At 61.4% G+C, this 18273-nt stretch carries 16 protein-coding genes; 1 reads left to right on the top strand and 15 read right to left on the bottom strand.

All coding sequences use genetic code 11. The features are described 5' to 3' along the window. Positions 1–10 precede the first annotated feature (10 nt). The 15 genes from LOY54_RS07750 to LOY54_RS07680 all read right to left on the bottom strand — a co-directional run bounded on the left by LOY54_RS07750 (position 11) and on the right by LOY54_RS07680 (position 17402). Entirely contained in the window at positions 11–3577 is a 3567-nt protein-coding gene (locus LOY54_RS07750) for a glycosyltransferase (RefSeq protein WP_258610090.1), read from the bottom strand. Between the two features lie 73 nt (positions 3578–3650). Then, the gene (locus LOY54_RS07745; RefSeq protein WP_093385639.1) at positions 3651–5225 is read right to left on the bottom strand and encodes a flagellar hook-associated protein 3; all 1575 of its coding nucleotides are present in this window, start codon (positions 5223–5225) and stop codon (positions 3651–3653) included. 13 nt (positions 5226–5238) lie between these two features. After that, the gene (flgK, locus tag LOY54_RS07740; RefSeq protein WP_045200252.1) at positions 5239–7287 is read right to left on the bottom strand and encodes a flagellar hook-associated protein FlgK; all 2049 of its coding nucleotides are present in this window, start codon (positions 7285–7287) and stop codon (positions 5239–5241) included. A 10-nt stretch (positions 7288–7297) separates the two neighbouring features. Beyond that, the gene (gene flgJ / locus LOY54_RS07735; protein WP_045200250.1) at positions 7298–8497 is read right to left on the bottom strand and encodes a flagellar assembly peptidoglycan hydrolase FlgJ; all 1200 of its coding nucleotides are present in this window, start codon (positions 8495–8497) and stop codon (positions 7298–7300) included. 11 nt (positions 8498–8508) lie between these two features. Next, positions 8509–9618 carry a flagellar basal body P-ring protein FlgI gene (locus LOY54_RS07730; RefSeq protein WP_010224970.1) on the bottom strand — a complete coding sequence of 370 codons (1110 nt, stop codon included), beginning with the start codon at positions 9616–9618 and terminating at the stop codon, positions 8509–8511. Between the two features lie 12 nt (positions 9619–9630). After that, entirely contained in the window at positions 9631–10326 is a 696-nt protein-coding gene (gene flgH / locus LOY54_RS07725) for a flagellar basal body L-ring protein FlgH (protein WP_045200248.1), read from the bottom strand. Positions 10327–10380: 54 nt separating this feature from the next. Further along, on the bottom strand, positions 10381–11166 hold the full coding sequence (flgG, locus tag LOY54_RS07720) for a flagellar basal-body rod protein FlgG (protein WP_045200246.1): 786 nt from the start codon (positions 11164–11166) through the stop codon (positions 10381–10383). Between the two features lie 45 nt (positions 11167–11211). After that, positions 11212–11952, bottom strand: coding sequence for a flagellar basal body rod protein FlgF (locus LOY54_RS07715; protein WP_045200237.1), 741 nt, complete (start codon positions 11950–11952; stop codon positions 11212–11214). Positions 11953–12141: 189 nt separating this feature from the next. Beyond that, entirely contained in the window at positions 12142–12330 is a 189-nt protein-coding gene (locus LOY54_RS07710) for a hypothetical protein (protein WP_408980611.1), read from the bottom strand. A gap of 72 nt (positions 12331–12402) precedes the next feature. Next, positions 12403–13728 carry a flagellar hook protein FlgE gene (gene flgE, locus LOY54_RS07705; protein WP_045200234.1) on the bottom strand — a complete coding sequence of 442 codons (1326 nt, stop codon included), beginning with the start codon at positions 13726–13728 and terminating at the stop codon, positions 12403–12405. A 30-nt stretch (positions 13729–13758) separates the two neighbouring features. Continuing rightward, positions 13759–14502 carry a flagellar hook assembly protein FlgD gene (gene flgD, locus LOY54_RS07700; RefSeq protein ID WP_045200232.1) on the bottom strand — a complete coding sequence of 248 codons (744 nt, stop codon included), beginning with the start codon at positions 14500–14502 and terminating at the stop codon, positions 13759–13761. A 15-nt stretch (positions 14503–14517) separates the two neighbouring features. Further along, positions 14518–14961, bottom strand: coding sequence for a flagellar basal body rod protein FlgC (gene flgC / locus LOY54_RS07695; protein ID WP_045200230.1), 444 nt, complete (start codon positions 14959–14961; stop codon positions 14518–14520). A gap of 3 nt (positions 14962–14964) precedes the next feature. Further along, positions 14965–15372 carry a flagellar basal body rod protein FlgB gene (flgB, locus tag LOY54_RS07690; protein ID WP_038996408.1) on the bottom strand — a complete coding sequence of 136 codons (408 nt, stop codon included), beginning with the start codon at positions 15370–15372 and terminating at the stop codon, positions 14965–14967. Between the two features lie 220 nt (positions 15373–15592). Then, a complete protein-coding gene (cheR, locus tag LOY54_RS07685; RefSeq protein ID WP_038996410.1) occupies positions 15593–16420 on the bottom strand; it encodes a protein-glutamate O-methyltransferase CheR in 828 nt (275 codons plus the stop codon). 52 nt (positions 16421–16472) lie between these two features. Next, positions 16473–17402 (bottom strand): chemotaxis protein CheV, encoded by a 930-nt coding sequence (locus LOY54_RS07680; protein WP_010224956.1) that lies wholly within the window; start codon positions 17400–17402, stop codon positions 16473–16475. A 69-nt stretch (positions 17403–17471) separates the two neighbouring features. Here LOY54_RS07680 and flgA point away from each other — a divergent pair, with 69 nt between their 5' ends. Continuing rightward, on the top strand, positions 17472–18224 hold the full coding sequence (gene flgA, locus LOY54_RS07675) for a flagellar basal body P-ring formation chaperone FlgA (RefSeq protein ID WP_045200223.1): 753 nt from the start codon (positions 17472–17474) through the stop codon (positions 18222–18224). Positions 18225–18273: the final 49 nt, after the last annotated feature.

The following is an 18273-nucleotide window of genomic DNA, read 5'->3' as shown; positions in this document are numbered from 1 at the left end:
GCCACTGTCGTTAATCGGCCAACCAGGCGTTAGCCCAGTGCTGAAGCTTGTCGGGTGTCAGCATGAAGTCGCGCAGCACCACTTCGCGCAGGGCATCGCCCTGGCGATAACTGGCCTGGGGATCGTCCAGATGCATGCGGATCGCTTCCAGCCAGGCCTGCGTCGAGTTGCCTGCCACCCGCGTGCATGGCAGGTAGCCTTGGTAAGCCTTGGTATCGGAACACACCACGGGGAAGCCGCAGGCGCCATACTCGAGCAAGCGCAGGTTGCTCTTGCAGTCGTTGAACAGGTTGGTTTCCAGCGGTGCCAGCGCCAGATCCAGGTTCAGGCTCGCCAGCTTCTGCGGATAGAGCGACATGGCAATGCCGGTGTGGTACTCCTTGACGTAGGGCCTGAGCACCTCCGGGCACATACCAAAGAACACCCAGTCGACCTCGTCGGCAAGCTCGCGGACCACCTCGGCCAGCAGCTCCAGGTCACCTTGATGGCTGGTGCCCCCAGCCCAGCCGACACGCGGCTTGAGGGTGGTTTGTCGATGACTCTTGAGGTCGCTCCACATGTGCATCGCCAGCATGTTCGGCACCACCCGGATATCATGGTGCATGCTTGACAGCGCATCAGCCAGCGGCTGGGTCGACACCACCACGCGGTCGCACAGGGAAATGCCGCGGCTCACCAGTTCGTGCATGTTCTGCGGCATGTTGCGGCTGTGCGCATTCTTTTTCGGCACGTCGATGATGTAGTCGTCGATCTCGTAGATTCGCCGCGCACTGGAAAAGGTTTTGACCCGCTCGATATCCCGAATGGTACTGGCCATGTAACGGCACTGCAGGATGATCGAGTCCGGCTTGCAACGCTCCATTTCGATAGTGTTGGGCGTGGCGTAATCCAGCTGACCCTGGATCCAGCCGGCCCGCTCCAGCTCGGTAAATGGCTGCACCACCCGGTAATGCCCAACCGCCGTGGTGTTGACCGGCAACGCCAGCACATAGGGCAATGGCCGGCTGATGAACGGGTCCCAACCACTACGCAAACCCGGTTCCAGATTGTAGCTAGACAGCTTCAGGCTAAGGTTGCGGTTGTAGGCCGGATCGTTGGCCACCAGGGGCAGCCAGCGCTGGTAGAAGGCGCGTTGATCCCGCTCTATCGCCTTGGTGTCGACAACCTGCTCGACTGGCAGGCGCGCCACCATCGAAAACGGTGTCCAGACCACCAGGTAACCCTGCTCACGCGCACGCAGGCAGAAATCGGCGTCGAGCAACTCAACGCTGAATGCCTGGACATCCAGACCACCCAGCGCATCGAACAGGTCGCGCCGCACCAGCAGGCAATGGGCGCTGACAGCGCTGAGGTTCTGTACCGCAAGCAAGCGGTTCATGTAACCACCGGCATCGACCGGCTGACCGTAGAACGGGCTTCCCGCCAGGCCATGCACACCCAGCAGCAGCCCGGCATTGACCACCATGCCGGCGCTGCTACACATCTTCGGACCGACAATGCCGACTTCCGGACGCTGGCCCTGGCGCATCAATTCGCTCAGCCACTGGCCATCGAACATCAGGCAGCCAGGGTCGACTAGCAACAGATAGCTGCCTCGCGCCTGCTCGGCGGCCTGGTTGATCAGTTGCTGCCCGGCGCTGTCCTCGGACTGGACAATGTGCAACTGATCGCTGCCCAGTTGCCGCATCGCAGCAAGCCAGGACTGCAGATCCTGAGGCTCGTCACCCTTAGTGGCGATCAGTACTTCATAGTTGCGGTAGGCGGTGTGTTCGAAAATCGATTCGACACAGCGCCGAAGCGCCTGCAGGTCTTGCCCGGCCACGATGATGATCGACACCGCGGGCGTATCAGCGTGCTGGTACAGCACTCGGGTCAACATGCTGTTTTCGGCCGATACCAGCTCGGCCTCGATACCCAGGCGCTGCAGGTGCGCCTGCAATACGCGTGGTGCCTGGGCCAGGCAGGCCGGCTCGGACTGCCAGCTGGAATAGCTGTACTGACTTTGCACCAGCAGTTCGGCGACGTGCTCGACCACCTGCAAACCATGGCTTTCAACCATCCGCCAGAGCAGATCTTGCGGCGCCAGGACGTCATAATCAGCCGTGAAGCCGCCCAGCTCCAACAGCCGGGTCCGCTCGAAGGCCAGCATTCGTCCGACGTAGGGGAAGCTGCGCATCAGATCGAGGTTGAAGTCGGGTTTGAAGATCGGCTGGCCAACCTGCAGGTTATCGTCACTGCCCTCATCGGTGTACAGGCACAACCGGTCCGTGTGCAAGGCCAGGCGCTCGGCCATGATCACCAGGGCATGAGGATGCAGGCGATCACCAGCGCGTAGCAGCAACACCCAGTCTGCCGATTCGGCCCTGGCGATCCGCGCATTGAGCTGTTCAAAACCATTGCCACGCAAAGCGCTGTACTCGACACCCGCATCACTCGCAGGCGGCTCTTGAGTGCCAAGCACCCAGACCTGATGCGGCGCATAAGACTGGGCGGCCAGGCTGTCGAGTGTCGACTTCAACGGCATCGCCTCGCCCTGTGGATCGAACACCACAGCAACGATGCGCGGTTGTCGTGGCCATTGCTCGATCCGTTTGGGCAGCAGGCTGATCTGCGCGGGCGACAAAGTGCGGCACTCAAGCCACTCGGCATAGAGCTCGGCAAAGCTCAGGCTGTGGGTACCGACTTGCTGCTGATAGTGGCCCATCTGCCCGGCGTACAAGCGGGTCAGTTCATATTCGTCCCACTCCAGCGTCTCGCCTGGGCGAAAATCCTCAAGCGCCACGTAGCGAATCCAGCCGGTGGCCGGTGGCGCTTCGCCGGTGTTGGCGGCGAGCATCTGCTGCAACCATTCGCTCTCGGTCTTGTGTGCAAGGGTGATGCCGGCCTGATGGCTCAGACGCCCGGCATGGACCCGCTCGATACTGAGCATGTTGGACAGGTAGGCCAGGTGCCCACGGCGCAACAGGCACATGTACAGCGCCATGTCCAGGCGCGCAACGAACCCTGCGCCCTGCTGCACCAACTGCGGCAGGTACTGCTCTACCGCAGCCCGGCGCATGAGCATGTGACTGATGCCGCCAAACAGGTTGGGAACCTTGCTGGTGACCGCATCGAGCATGTCACCGCCGTTGAGGATCGCGCTGCAAGGGGCAATCACGCAGTTGGCCGGCCGCGGCGGCAACAGCGTCTCGTCCGCCGCGCAGATCAGCCGGTGGTTGACCACCATGTTGACCTCGGGGCAATCGGCCATTATCCGCGCCTGTTGCTCGATGCAGTTTTCGATCAACCAGTCGTCGTCACAAAGAAACTTGATGAACTCGCCCCGGGAGTGCTCCAGGCATTGCAGCAGGTTACCGGCAAAGCCCAGGGTCGCGGGGTTGCGCGAATAGCGCAGCTCGCAGCTTGCCTGCGCAACCCTCTCATCGAAAATGGCCTTGATCTCGTCCCCCTGACTGTCGTCGCAAACGATGACCTCGAGGTTGGTGTAGCTCTGGGAGATGGCACTGAGCAGCGCGCGACTGAAGAACTCGGGGTTGAAGGCAGGAATGGCGATGCTGACGAGGGGTTGTTCGATCATAGTGGTAGGCCTGGAGAGGGTTCCGGGTGATGCCGGCAGGGGGCATCACCCGGTGATGTTGCGCAAAGATGTATCAGAGCCGGTTGAACAGGCTCAGCGAGGAGATCTTGGTGAACGCCAATTGCGACGCCTGCAGCATTGTCTGCTGCAGGTTCAGGCGGATCAGCACATCGGCCGGATCGGCGTCGCGGATCGAACTCTGGGTCTTGGTATTGGCCATCTTCAGGCTTTCGTTGGTATCGGCCTGGACGTCCAGGGCGGCACCCCGTGCACCGATCGAGCTGATAGCCTCGGCAACCTTGTTGGCGCCGCTTTCCAGGTTACCGATGGCCGACTGCAAAGCCCCCTGGTATTTCTGCCGCGCCGCCAGGTTGTTGTCGACCGGCAATTCAAGCGCCTTGCGAAACTCCGAGATGGTGTCGAGGATATTCTGGGTCTGATGGGTATCGACCTTGACCGAGAACTGGTCGCCGCTAGCCGGCACTGCCGAGAAGTCGAAGTCGACACCGGCAATATTGGCCTTGGTCGCCGGGGTACCGGTCAGGTTGCCAGTGGCCACCGGGCGCGCATCCGGCCCCATTGGCTGGGCATACACTTCATAGGCCGAGGCACTGGTGAACTTGATGATCGCGCCACCGCCAGGAAAGGCATTGTGGTACGCCGTCTGGTCGGTAATCTTGGCTCCGGTGATCTGCGATGACGAGGTATTGCCGGCGCTGCGCGAGCCACTGACTTCGTCGGGTTTGGAGCTTAGCGAGAAGCTGTGACCGGCGATGACCGCGTCCGGGTTGGCCTTGTCGGCATCCGTCAGGTTGATGTCCAGGCGCATCTCGACACCACGGAAGGTGATGTTGGCCGGCTTTTTCGGGTCGAAGGCGCCTTCACCGGTGGCTTCCAGGGTCACGTCGTTGTTGGCTGCGTCAGTGATCTTGAACTGCGTGCTGCTGGTGAAGGTGATGGTGTACGGCTCGCCACCACGGAAACGATCGTTGTACTGGGTGCTGCCGGAGACCTGGCCATTGGACAGACTGACACGGCCGTCATCCACGGCCGGCGAGGTCAGCTTGGTCTGGCTGCGGCTGGTGTTCAGCGCCTGTTCGAACACACTGTAGCCACTCTCGTTGGTAGCCATAGTGAGCATGTCACCGACCTGCAGGCTCAGGGTGCTCTGGTCGCCCTGGTAGGTGTAGGTACCATCGGCATTACGCACGTAGGGCGGGGTGTCGCCACGGGAGCCGGAGAACAGGTATTTGCCGTTCTCGTCACGGCTGTTCATCAGGCTGTAGAGCTGCTCTTCGAGCTGGGTCAGTTCCTGGGCATCGGCCTTGCGGTCGGCGTCGGTGTAGCCACCGCTGCCGGCGCTGATGGCCAGTTCCTTGACCCGCGCCAGGATGTTGGTAATGCCGTTGAGGGTCGACTCGGAGGTGCCCAGGCTGTTGCGCACGTTGGTGATGTTGCCATCGTACTGGTCGATCAGGTTGCTCTGCTGTTGCAGTTGCAGCAGGCGCGCAGCCCCTACCGGATCATCGGCAGCGGTACGCACACGAATGTTGTCGCTGGCCTGCTGGCCGGTCTTGACCACGTTGGAAAAGTTGCGCTGATAGTTCGCGGAGCTGGTTTCGTAAAACTGGGAAGTAGAAATACGCACGGTCTACCACTCCTTAAAGGGCGTTGATCAGCGTGGAGAAAATTTCCTGCGCCGCTTTGATGATTTGCGACGAGGCCGTGTAGTACTGCTGGTACTTGATCAGGTTGCCGGCTTCTTCGTCGAGCTGTACGCCCGACAGCGAATCGCGTGCGCCCCGGGCCGACTCATGCAGGGCGCCGGTAGAGTCGACGTCCATCTGCGCCTGGGCGGTCTTGCCGCCGACGTTTTCCACCAGCTTGCCATAGGCGTCGGTGAGGCTGATGCCCTTGCCGTTGGCGCCGACTTCAACCGTACCTTTGGTCTGCAGGTCGATCAGCGCCTGACCGTTGCGGTTGTTGTCCGAACCCGAGCCGGTCATGCCGATGGTGTAGTTGTCACCCTGCTTGGGTGCACCCGAGACGCTCATCTCGAAGGTGAACGACTTCTGGTTGCCGCTGGCATCCTTGATCGGCGCGCCGGTGGAATCGACCATCGGCACCGAGAACTGCAGTTTGTTTTCCTGACCGGGAATAATGGTGCCACTACCCAGGGTACCGCCCTTGGCATCGAGCAGCTTGTAGGTCTGCGGGTTGGCCTTTTCGTCACCGAACACCAGCTTGACCGGGGTCGAGTACTTCAGGCCATTCTGCAGATCCAGGCGCTGGGCCGGGTCGTAGATGTCCAGGGTCGAGGTCAGGTTGGGCTGTCCGATGATCCCGGTGCCCTGGTTGCCGGCACCACTGGTAGACGTCAGCGGCGATGCCAGCGCCAGGCGCTTGGGGTCGGTAAGGACGGTGTCCAGGTTGGTCGCGGCATTACGTGTCGGGGTGATCTTGAAGGTGTCACCGGCCTGCAGCGCGCCGCCATTGAGGTTGAGGCTGAAACCGTCGATGACCGGTGCCGGATCGTCATTGAGATCATAGGAACCGACCACGCTGCCCTCCGGCAGCTTCTTGACGCTGTAACCCGTGGCGCTGGTGAAGGTCACCTGATAGTCGCTGGTGCTCAGCTTGCCGGTGTCCTTGATGGTCACATCGAGGTTGCCGGAGCCTGCGCTGTTGCCCGCCTGGGCAATGCTGCGCTGGCTGATCAGTTCGGGGCTGTTGATGTTGTTGAACAGGGCCGCGCCGAACTCGCCGTTCTTGTCGATACCCTGGGCCAGCTGGCTGTTGATCCGGTCGGCCATGACCAGGGCCACGCGCCCCAGCTCGTTCAGCGACGGGTCGAGCACTTCGCTGCGATAGCGCAGCAGGCCGCCGATCTCGCCACCGCGAAGGCTCGAGGTAACGTCCATGGTGGTGCTGCCACGGTTGAGCTGCACGACAAATCGGGTCGGGTCGGTCTTGCTCGGCGCGGTCTCGAGGTTGTTGGTGGTTTTACCCAACACCAGCGGCTGGCCGTTTTCCAGGTAGATATCGAGGTTGCCTTCGCGCTCGACCACCTGGGTACCGACCAGCTCGGAGAGCTGACGTACCGCCTCGTTGCGCTGATCGAGCAGGTCGTTGGGGGTGCCCTGCACCACCGCCACCTTGGAGATCTGATCGTTGTACTGGGCAATGGTTGCCGTCAGCTTGTTGACCTGGTCGGCCATCGAAGCGAGGTTGCCATTGATGTTGCTGTTCTGCTCGTTGAGCTGGCTGGCGATGGTGTTGAAGCGCTTGCTCAGCGATTGCGCGCTGGTCAGCAGCAGCTGACGCGAGGCATCTTCATTGGGCTTGGCAGCAGCGCTCTGCAAGGCACTGAAGAAGCTCTTCAAGGCCCCCGTGATACCCGTGTCGGCGCCCGACAGCATCTGGTCGATCGGCCCGACCTGCTTCAGGTACGAGGCGGCATCGCTGCTCAGCGAGGTGGTGGTACGCAACTGGTTTTCAAGGTAGGCGTTGTACACCCGACGCACATCGGAGAGGGTCGTGCCGGTGCCGATGAACACACCGCCAACCTGCTGCGCGCCGTTGGACCGCTGCACATTCTGCTGGCGCGAATAACCGGCAACATCGGCATTGGCAATGTTGTTACCCGTGGTGTGCAGGCCCGCCTGGTTGGCGTTGAGCCCCGACATCCCGATGTTGATCAAACTCGCCATGGTTCAAACCTTATAGTTTCGTTGTAGTGCCAATCGCTGCGTAGCTTTCGTACGATTTCATCTGTTTGGCGATCTGCGAAATCTTGCTCGCGTAATCCGGGTCGGTTGCGTATCCGGCTTTCTGCAGCTCGCGTACAAACTGTTCCGGTTTATCGGCAGCCTTGACCGCTTCTTTATAGCGCGCGTTGTTCTGTAGCAGGCTGACCAGGTCATGGAAGCTGTCCTGGTAGGAATCGTAGGAACGGAACGCCGCGGTCTCCTTGACGAACTGACCGTCACGGAACTCGCTGGTGATCGCCCGCGCCTGGCCGCCCTGCCAGTTGCCGGTAGCCTTGATGCCAAACAGGTTGTGACTGCTGCTGCCATCGGCCTGGCGCATGACCGATTTGCCCCAACCGGTTTCCAGCGCCGCCTGGGCCACCAGGTAGCGCGGATCGATACCGATGCGCTTGGCAGCCTGCTCGGCCATTGGCAGCATGGTGGCAACGAATTCATCCGACGAGCCGAATGCGCGCTTGGCCGGTGCCAGCGGCGGCTGGGCCACGGCGCGACCATAGATGCGCATCGAACCCGGCGCGGCAAAGCTTTGCGCCGACTGCCAGTCACCCTTGACCACGGCATCGGTCATGGCCGTGGTGCGTTGCGGCAAGGCTGCGGTGTTGGTGGTGGCAGCGACGGCACCGGCGGACGGCACGATGCCGGCCAGCAGGCGATCGGTGAGTTTGCCCGGCAGCGCCAGGCGCCGCGAGTTGAGCGCCGCCATGTCGTTGCGGGTGACGGCGGTTTCTTCGCTGCGCGCAGGCTCGGCAACCTTGCTTGCCCACAACGGCCGCTGCTGGATATCCACGCGCGGGAACGGGCTGTTGTTGCTCGCAGCGCTGGCCTTCTGCTTGGACAGCTGGCGCATCAGTACTTCCTGCAGGCCGATACCGCCGCCCTCGCGGGACATGCTCACCGCCAGCTGCTGGTCGTACATCTGCTGGTACTGCTTGGTGGTCTCGGTGTTGAGCGGGTTGTCCTTGGCCAGTACATCGCTGGCCGAGCGCATCGACTTGAGCATCTCGTTGAGAAACAGCGACTCGAATTCCTGGGCCACCTTGCGCAGGTTGGCATCGCTGTCGCGATCACCAACCTTCAGCGAGTTCAGGCGATTGAGGTCGGTGTAGGCACCACTGTCGGCGGCATTGAAAGCACTTTTAGGCATATCCATGGCCAGCCCCCTCAGATCACGATCAGGTCGGCTTGCAGGGCGCCGGCCTGTTTCAGGGCTTCGAGGATCGCCATCAGGTCACCAGGCGCAGCGCCCACCTGGTTCACCGCACGGACGATTTCATCCAGGGTGGTACCGGGGCCGAACTTGAACATCGGCTTGGCTTCCTGCTCGGCATTGACCCGTGAGCGCGGCACCACGGCAGTCTCGCCATTGGAGAATGGCCCCGGCTGGCTGACGATCGGGTCTTCGGTAATGGTCACGGTCAGGCTGCCGTGGGTGACCGCCGCCGGCGACACCTTGACGTTCTGGCCAATGACGATGGTACCGGTACGCGAGTTGATGATGACCTTGGCCACAGCCTGGCCCGGATCGATCTCAAGGTTCTCGAGAATCGACAGGTAGTCAACCCGCTGGCTCGGATCGAGCGGCGCGGTAACCCGTACCGAACCACCGTCCAGGGCCTGGGCCACACCCGGGCCGAGCAGCTCATTGACCTTGTCGACGATGCGCTTGGCGGTGGTGAAGTCCGGGCGATTGAGGTTCAGGGTCAGGCTGTTGCCCTGGTTGAAACCACTGGGCACGGCGCGCTCGACCGAAGCACCACCGGGGATGCGACCGGCCGACGGCACGTTGACGGTAATCTTCGAGCCGTCGCGGCCTTCGGCATCGAAACCGCCGACCACCAGGTTGCCCTGGGCAATGGCGTAGACGTTGCCATCGATACCCTTGAGCGGAGTCATCAGCAGGCTGCCGCCGCGCAGGCTCTTGGAGTTGCCGATCGAGGAGACGGTGATATCCACCACCTGCCCCGGCTTGGCGAACGCCGGCAGATCGGCATGCACCGACACCGCGGCAACGTTTTTCAGCTGCACGTTGCCCGAGCCTGGCGGCACCTTGATGCCGAACTGCGAGAGCATGTTGTTGAAGGTCTGCAGGGTGAACGGCGTCTGGGTGGTCTGGTCACCCGTGCCGTTGAGCCCCACCACCAGGCCGTAGCCGATCAGCTGGTTGGTGCGCACGCCGGAAATGCTGGCGATGTCCTTCAGACGCTCGGCCTGCACGGCGAACGCTGTAGACAGCAGAATCGTAGCGGCAATCAGCTGCTTGAAGTTGAACATGGTCATCCGAACCTAGAAAGGCCAAAGCGGGCTGATGAAGAACCGGTCAAACCAACCAGGCTGGCTGGCGTCGGCAAACGAGCCGGTACCCGAATAGGTGATGCGCGCATCGGCAACACGGGTAGAAGGCACGGTGTTGTCGGTGGCGATGTCATCGGCACGGATCATCCCGGCGATACGTACCAGCTCATCACCGGTGTTGAGGGTCAGCCACTTCTCGCCGCGCACGGCAATGATGCCGTTGGGCAACACGTCGGCCACGGTGACAGTGATCGAGCCGGTCAGGGTATTGCCCTGAGCCGCCTTGCTGTCGCCCTTGGTTGCACGGTCGCCGCTGTAGCCGGCACTGAGGCTCAGATCGCCATCACCAAATGGATTATTGGTGGTCAAGCCACCGCCAAACAACGAGGTCAGGCCGATATCGGCCTTGCTGTTCTTGGCAATCTGCGAGTTGGCGTTCTTGCTCGCCTGGGTGCGCTCGTTGAGGGTAATGGTGATGATGTCACCCACCCTGAAAGCCTTGCGGTCGCTGTACAGGTTCTGGTCGAAACCGGCCTGGTAGATCGAGCCGTTGTTGGCCGCCGCCGGCAATGGCGTGCGCGGCAATACCGGCGCGTAGTAAGGATCGTTGGGCTTGGGCGTCGGCGCGACGCAGCCGGCCAGCAAGGCGATCCCACTCAGGGCAAGCACGGATAACAAACGACTCATGACTCTGACCTCACGGTGTAACAGGCGCCGTTCAAGCGACCTCGAAGACTTCACTTACAGGTTCTGGGTAACGTACGAGAGCATCTGGTCGGCAGTGGAAATGACCTTGGAGTTCATTTCGTAGGCCCGCTGGGTGGTGATCATGTTGACCAGCTCTTCAACGGTGCTGACGTTGGAGTTTTCCAGGGTTTGCTGCTGCATCACGCCAAAACCGTTGAGGCCCGGGGTACCGATCTGCGGCGCGCCGCTGGCGGCGGTTTCCAGGAACAGGTTGCCGCCCATGGCCTGCAGGCCGGCCGGGTTGATGAAGTCGGCGGTCTGGATGTTGCCGATGATCTGCGCCGCCGGGTTGCCGGCAGTGGTGATCGACACGGTGCCATCCTGGCCAACGGTGAAGGTCTGCGCCTCTGGCGGCACGACAATCGCAGGCTCCAGGGCAAAGCCGTTGGCGGTGACGATCTGGCCGTCGGAGTTCAGGTGGAAGGTACCGTCGCGGGTGTACGAAACCGTGCCGTCCGGCTGCAGGATCTGGAAGAAGCCACGACCGTTGACCGCCATGTCCAGCGGGTTCTCGGTGGTCTGCAGGCTGCCGGTGCTGAAGTTTTTCTGGGTGCCGACAATGCGCACACCGGTACCCACTTGCAGACCCGACGGCAGCTCGCTGTCCTGGGTCGACTGGGCGCCTGGCTGACGCTTGATCTGGTAGAGCAGGTCCTGAAACTCGGCGCGATCACGCTTGAAGCCGGTGGTCGAGACGTTGGCCAGGTTGTTGGAAATGGTCGTCAGGTTGGTGTCCTGGGCGGACAAACCGGTTTTACTGACCCAAAGAGCCGGAAGCATGCTGTTCTCCTCGCGCGCCTGTTTTACGGCGCTACGTCTGTGTAATTAGCCGATCTGCAAAACCCGAGCCATGGCTTCGTCGCCTTCCTTGGCCGTGGTCATCATCTTGATGTGCAGTTCGAATTGACGGGACAGCGCCAGCACCGAAGTCATTTCCTCGACCGCATTGACGTTGCTTGACTCCAGGAAACCGGAAACCACCTGGACGTTGGCGTCGGCAGGTGCGGGCTGGCCGCTCTTGGTGTGGATCATGCCGTCCAGGCCCTTGGTCATGGTCTTGAGGTCCGGATTGACCAGCTTGATGCGGTCGACCTCGGCCATGACCCGCGGGCCTTCGCCCATGGCGCGGATGCTGATGGTGCCATCCTGGCCGATCTCGACCTTCTGCTCTGGCGGCACGGCAATCGGCCCGCCATTGCCCATCACCGGCATGCCGTTGCCGGCGCGCAGCACACCCAGGCCGTCGATGTTGAGGCTGGCGGTGCGCACATAGGCTTCACTGCCATCCGGGGCCTGCACGGCGATGAAGCCGTCACCGCCGATGGCGATGTCCAGGTCACGGCCGGTCTCCTGCATCGAGCCCGGGCTGAAATCGGTGGCCGGGCGCTCGGTCATGGCGTAGGCCCGCGCCGGAAAGCTGTCACCAAACACCGGCATCGAACGCGCCTGCTCCAGGTCGCGCTGAAAACCGCTGGTGGAAATGTTCGCCAGGTTGTTGGCATGGGCCTTTTGCGCCAGCGCATTCTGGCTGGCGCCGGTCATGGCCACGTATAGCATCTTGTCCACAGTCATCCTCCGCTGCGCTGGCGAACACTTGCCGTCCGCCGCTGCTCTGCAGTGCCTGTAGCAAGTTTCAAACCAACTTTTGCAAAAGACCCAAAAGCCCAATAGAACAAGGGTTTCAGCGCTGCGCGAAGACTCGCATGGAGAAAGCGCCGTCGAAATTACGGCGCCGGTTTGCCGCTAGCGGCAAGCTTAGTACTCGCGGCAGGCCGCGTTATTGAAAGGACCGGCAAAACGCTTCCAGCCCTCGCCCGGGGAAAACTGCGCGCACACCAGACGCCCGGTGACCTGGCTTTCCCAGCGATACCAGGGCGCGGCATCGGCCCAGACCTGGCTCATCAACAGCACGGCAAGCAGCGCCAGCAGCCATCGCTGCAACATGATCGATACCCCTGAAATACAAGACCCCTTCCGAGAAAGGGGTCTGTTTATACCAACTACCTTACACCCGCATCAGGCCATCTGGATGATGGTCTGCATGATGGTGCTCTGGGTCGAGATGGTCTTGGCGTTAGCCTGGTAGTTGCTCTGCGCCTTGATCAGCTCGACCAGCTCGTTGGTCAGGTTGACGTTGGACGCCTCCAGCGAGTTGGAAGCGATGGCGCCCAGGGTACCGGTTTTCGGTGCATCGATACCCGGGATACCCGAGGAGTAGGTTTCGGTCCAGCGAGTACCACCCATAGGCTGCAGGCCTTGCTCGTTGGCGAAACTGGCAATCGCGACCTGGCCGATGGCGCGCGACTGCTGGTTGCTGAAGCTTGCGAACATCACGCCGCTGGAGTCGATGCTCAGGCTCGACAGGATACCGGTAGCGTAACCGTCCTGGCTTTGCGACAGGCGCGTGGTCGGGGTGTTGTACGAGGTGGTGTCGGTCATGTCGATGGCGATACCGCCAGCATTGGCAGCCGAACCGTTGGAACCCCAGACCGGTGGCTTGGCACTGGCGTTGGTCACCTCGGCAGGAATCCAGCCGGTCAGCTTGAAGACCTTGTTGACCACTTCGTAGCCCGAGCCCGCAGCGCCGGCAGTCATGCTCTTGACGCTACCGTCGGAGTTGAACACGATGGTGCCTTCCAGCGCCTTTGGCGGCTCTTCGGCAGGGTTCAGCGGGTTGCGGCCATCGATCAGGGTGTACGACTTCCAGGTATTGGTCCCGGTCTTGACGTAGTACTGATCCATGACGTGCTCGTTACCCTGGCTGTCGTAGATCTTGGTGGCGAAGGTCTTGTTCCAGCTGTTTTCGTCGGTCGGACTGAAGGTGGTGGTCGCCGGAATGACCTTGTCCGACGAGTTCAGGTTCAGGCCCTGATCGATCGCGGTGGTGCTCTTTGGCGCCAGCGCCGAGGTATCGATCTTAAGGTCAGTCAGCACGCCATTGATGATCTTGCCGTTTTCATCAACGCCGTAGCCGCGCAGGCGCAGGCCGTCAGCAGTGACGACATAGTTGTCCTTGTTGGTCTGGAAGGCACCGGCACGGGTGTAGCTGAGTGCGCCGTTGTCGCTGAGCACGAAGAAGCCCTGACCCTGGATACCCATGTCCAGCACGTTGCCGGTGTTGGTGATATCGCCATTGGTGAACTGCTGCGATACCGCCGCCAGGCGCACACCGTTACCGATGTTGTTGGTACCGACGCCGAGCTTGTTGGCCGAGTAGACGTCGGCGAATTCTGCGCGCGACGATTTGAAACCGGTGGTGGCGACGTTGGCGATGTTGTTGCCGGTCACGTCCAGTTGCTTGTTGGCTGCATAGAGACCGCTAAGGCCGATATTGAATGACATCTTTCACTCCTTGTGCCGCGTTAGCCGGCTCTATATACCGATGGTTTGGACTTTGGACAGGGCGATACTGCCCAGGCCGGCGAGATTGAGCATCATCTCGCCGCCAGTCTGACTGATGGTGACGCTGCTGACGGTGGCCGGCAGCATGGTGTACATGTCCAGCTGCTTGCCTTCGACGGTGGTCTTGGCGGCAAAGGTGTAGGTACCCGGGTCGACTTTCTCGCCCTTGTCGTTGGTACCGTCCCAGACGAAAGCGGCATTGCCAGCCTTCTGCGCCCCCATGTCGATGGTCTTGACCAGCTTGCCATCCTTGTCGGTAATGGTGACGGTGGCATTGCTGAGCGCCTGCGGGACCACCACCGAACCGTTGAAGCTCTTGGTGGTGTCGACCACGGCCTTGTCGGTCTGGGCGATCACCGAGCGACCGACCAGCGACGAGGCCTGCAGTGCCTGCGAGGACTTGTAGTTGCCGGAAATCGCGGTCACCGACTCGTTCAGCGAGGTGATGCCTTCCAGGCTGCTGAACTGCGCCAGCTGGGCCACGAATTCGCTGTTGTCCTGCGGATCGAGCGGATTCTGGTGCTGCATCTGGGTCACCAGCAACTGCAGGAACGCGTCCTTGCCCAGTGCCTGCTTGTTGGCGCCGGTCTTGCTGTTGGTGGCCGAGGCGATACCGGCGGCGCTATTGGCGCTGGTTTCGCTGTTTTTCTTGCCCGACGCCTTGATGACGTCGTTCAGGCTTACGCCGGCTGTTGGGTCATTAACACTTGCCATTGGCTTAGTCCTTTATCACTGACCCAGGGTCAGGACCTTCTGCATCATGGATTTGGCCGTGTTCATCAGCTCGGCGTTGGTCTGGAACGAGCGGCTGGCGGAGATCATGTCAGCCATCTCTTCCACCACGTTGACGTTCGGGTAGTAGACGTAGCCGTCCTTGTTCGCCGCCGGATGGTTCGGCTCGTAGCGCGCCTCAAGGTTGCTCTGGTCCTCGACCACGCCGAGCACCTGCACGCCCTGGCCGGCAGCGTCCTGGTCCTGAAACAGCGACTGGCTGACGCCGGCCTGGGCCTGCTGGAAGGTGGTGGCGAATACCGGGTGACGGGCGCGGTAGGTCTGGTCGATGCTCGACGAGACGGTCTCGGCGTTGGCGATGTTCGAAGCGACGGTATTCAGACGCGTGGTCTGGGCGCTCATGCCGCTACCGGCAATGTTGAAGACACTGGCGAGGGACATGACTTACTCTCCGCGCAGGGCCGATACCAGCCCTTTGAATTTACTGTTGAGCAGCGTGAAGCTGGCCTGGAAACCCACGGCATTTTCCGCATAGCTCGATTGCTCGAGCTGGGCATCGACGGTGTTCTGGTCGATCGACGGCTGCATCGGCGTGCGGTACTGCAAGGTCTCGTCGCCCATGCTCAGGCCTTCGGCCTCGATGTGCCGGGCGTTGGTACGATCCAGTGCGAAATGGCCCTTGCTGGTCTGCTCGGCCTGCGCCGCCAGCACCGAAGCGAAGTCCATGTCGCGCGCCTTGTAGTTTGGCGTGTCGGCGTTGGCGATGTTGTTGGCCAGCACCTCGGCACGCTGGGCGCGAAAGCCCAATGCCTTTTCGTGGATGCCGAGCGCTTTGTCGAAGCTGATGCTCATGTCGTGGAAACCTTCGAAGGTTTTTCGTTGAGTGTGTCAGAGCAAGAGCCATGCCAAAAAACAAAACCCCGTAAATACGGGGCTTTGAGGAGTTTGCCGCCAGCGGCAATGCCAGAAAAGTGGCAAAAGAGCGGCAAGCGGCAAGCTTCAAGCGGCAAGAAAAAGCCAGGCGGCGCGCGAGCGGCTCTCTTTCTTGCCGCTTGAAGCTTGCCGCTAAAGCCTACTTGGCCTGGTAGATGATCCCCGGGCTGCACTGGACCATCTGGTAGTGATCCGGCAAACCGTTGAGCGCTTCAGAAGCACCCAGGAACAGGTAGCCTCCCGGCTTGAGCGTGCCGTGAATGCGCAGCAGGATGTCCTTCTTGACCTGGGCCGAGAAGTAGATCAGCACGTTGCGACAGAACACGATGTCGAACTTGCCCAGGCTCGCATAACTGTCCAGCAGGTTGAACGAGCGGAACTCGACACGGCTGCGGATCGGCGCCTTGACCGCCCAGCGCCCCGGCCCCTTGACATCAAAGTAGCGCTGCAGGCGCTCCTGGGACAGGCCGCGGGCAATCGCCAGGCTGTCGTACTCGCCGGTCTTGCAGTTGGTCAGCATCGAGCCGGAGAGGTCGGTGGCGACGATCTGCGCCCCCATCTTCAACTGGCCGATGTTGCTGCGCTCGAACTCGTCGATGGCCATGGAGATCGAGTACGGCTCCTGACCCGACGAACAGGCAGCCGACCAGATGCGCAGGCGCTGGCCAGGGTTGGCCTTGATCTGCTCGGGCAAAACCTTGTTCTTCAGCACTTCGAACGGATAGGTGTCGCGAAACCAGAGGGTTTCGTTGGTGGTCATGGCATCGACCACCTGCTCGCGCAAACCGCTGCGCGGCTGGCTCTGGATACGCTGCACCAGTTCGCCCAGGGACTTGATGCCCTGCTGTTCCATCAGCTTGTTGAGACGGCTGGAGACCAGGTATTGCTTATTTTCGCCCAGCAGGATGCCACAGGCTTTTTCCAGGAAGACCCGGAACTGTTCGAAATCCAAATTACCCGTAGACAATGATGCCGCCTCTTAAATCGTATGTACCGCCAGGGGCAAAGGCCCCCGGCCGTTAGTGCGTGGCCTTGATCCGATCAACAACGCGCTGGGCGAGGTCGTCCGGGCGGAATTTGGCCAGGAAGTCATCTGCACCGACCTTCTTGACCATCGCCTGGTTGAACACCCCGGAAAGCGAAGTATGCAGGATGATGTGCAACTTTTGCATGCGCGGGTCGCTGCGAATCTCGGCGGTCAGGGTGTAGCCGTCCATCTCCGGCATCTCGATGTCGGAGATCATCATCAGGAATTCTTCCTCCGGCCGCTTGCCCTCGTCGACCAGCTTGCGCAGGTAGTCGAGCGCCTGGCGACCGTCGTTGAGCGCCACCACTTCGACGCCAACGGTCTGCAGGCAACGGCTGACCTGCTTGCGTGCCACCGACGAGTCATCGACCGTCAGCACTCGCAGCATCACTGCCTTGTCCTGCACTTCGGCATCGACCACGCCGGCGGAGATCGCCTCGGAGGTCGGCGCCACTTCGGCGAGGATCTTCTCCACGTCGATGATCTCGACCATTTTGTTGTCAACCCGGGTCACCGCCGTCAGGTAGTGATCGCGCCCGGTGCCCTTGGGTGGCGGATGGATCTCCTCCCAGTTCATGTTGACGATGCGCTCCACCGAATGCACCAGAAACCCCTGGGTCTTGGTGTTGTACTCGGTGATGATGACGAAACTCTTGCTGGTTTCTTCACTCAGACCGGGCATCCCGGTCGCCATCGCCAGATCGAGGATCGGGATGGTTGCCCCACGAATATTCGCGACACCGCGCACGACGGGGCTGGATTTGGGCATAACGGTCAGGTTCGGACACTGCAGCACTTCCCTTACCTTGAACACGTTGATGCCGTAGAGCTGCTCGCCATTGAGACGGAACAACAGCAGCTCCAGGCGGTTTTGCCCTACCAGTTGCGTGCGCTGGTTCACCGAATCCATTACACCAGCCATGCCAGACTCCTTCACCAAACGCTTCGAGCTTCGTACCCAGTCGGCACGCGCTTTGCTTTTTTTAATCGTATGAACATGAAAACGACATTTTTCCGACGCCTGACCCGCCACCTGCCCGGCTTCCTTGCTGCGCTGTGCCTCGCGGCCCCTGGCGTTCGAACTCTGGCTGACGCTTTCACCTTGCCTGAACAGCTTATCGGTGTCACCCAAGGGTTTCTTGAATTCACCGTAGAAGACTACCTGGCCACCAGCCAGACCGAAGGGCGCTACGAGATCCAGGTCAACAACCTCGACCCGCGCCTGCGCATGCCACTGTGCGACCAGCAACTGGGCGCTTCGCTGGAGAGCCCGGCGCAGCCGCTGGGCCGCGTGACCGTGCGGGTTCGCTGCGACGGCAGCTCACCGTGGACGGTGTTCGTGCCCGCCCAGGTACGTCTTTTTCGCAACGTGGTGACCGTGGTCCGTCCGCTCAAGCGCGACAGCGTCGTCGGCGAACAGGACGTCGCCCTGCGCGAACGCGACGTAGGCATGCTCAACCAGGGTTTTCTCGCCAGCCTCGACCAGGCGGTGGGGCTCAAGGTTATCCGACCAACGGTCATGGATCAGGTCCTCACCCCCCAGCACCTGGAGCAGGCCGAAGTGGTGCGCAAAGGCGACCAGGTGGTGATCACCGCTCGCAGCGGCAGCCTGGCTGTGCGCATGCCAGGCGAAGCGCTGAGCAAGGGCGGCCTGAGCGAGCAGATCCGCGTGCGCAACCTCAACTCCAAGCGGGTGGTCAAGGCCAGGGTGACCGGGCCGGGTCAGGTGGAAGTGGCCATGTAGAGCGCTGAATCAATATCAATGCTGGCGATCAGGAACTGCTTTTCCTAAA

The sequence above is a fragment of the Pseudomonas sp. B21-032 genome (assembly GCF_024748965.1).
GTDB lineage: Bacteria > Pseudomonadota > Gammaproteobacteria > Pseudomonadales > Pseudomonadaceae > Aquipseudomonas.
This window is presented reverse-complemented; position numbering and strand designations above follow the sequence as displayed.